A 769-nucleotide genomic window follows, 5' to 3' on the forward strand; every position below is an offset into this window, starting at 1 on the left:
GCGGGGGGGGGGTTGGGGGCCCCCCCCCGCGGCAGACACTGCCGAGTCGATTCTCTTCCCGCCGCGGGCTCCCCATACGGCTTCCCTCGCGGCCATCATTTTCTTCGCCCTCTTCCTGGTGTTCTCGGTGTCGTTCCTTCTCGTTCTGATGCGGCGACGGCTGAACCCGACGTCGGCGACCGTGTGGCTGGATGGTGTCATCGCCGGACTCGGCCTCGTGGCGGTTGCGGCGGCGTTGCTGTTCCGACCGGTGTCGGACATCGTCCTGGACGACATCCTGGGACTCGCATACCCGGTCTCGCCCCTGATCCTCGTAGCCCTGCTCGTGTGCGCCCTCACCGTATACGGCCGACGCCCGAGCCGGGCGTGGTTCCTGCTGGTCATCGCCTTCCTGGGCTTCGCACTGGCCAACACCTTCCTGGTGGCCGGCGTCGCCGACGGCACCTATGTCCGGGGCGGAATCGTCGATGTCGCGTGGCCCGTTGTCGGCGTCCTGCTCGGTCTCGCCGCATGGAGTCCTGGCGTTTCGGCCCTGCCCGACCGCGCGAGTGCCACGCTCGCTCTCGCCGCACCCGCGATTTTCAGCATCGGCGCACTCTGCGTGATCGTCGTGAACGAGTTCGTGCCGCTCGCCTCGCTTGCCGTCTTCGTCTCGTTCTGCACCCTGTTGGTCGGTGCGGTGCGCCTGGTGCTCGCGGTGCGGGATGCTGATCGGTTGCGGGTGCGGCAGGTGGAGTTGAATGTGAGTCTGGGGTTGGCGCGGGATGCG

1 protein-coding gene is annotated in these 769 nt (G+C 68.0%); it reads left to right on the forward strand.

What is annotated here, in order from left to right; all coding sequences use genetic code 11:
* Positions 1-127: 127 nt before the first annotated feature.
* A partial coding sequence (locus tag QN345_RS19575; RefSeq protein ID WP_323509182.1) for a hypothetical protein occupies positions 128-769 on the forward strand: 642 nt, incomplete at its 3' end.

The organism is Cryobacterium sp. 10I1 (assembly GCF_035019805.1).
In the GTDB taxonomy this organism is placed as follows: Bacteria; Actinomycetota; Actinomycetes; order Actinomycetales; family Microbacteriaceae; genus Cryobacterium; species Cryobacterium glucosi.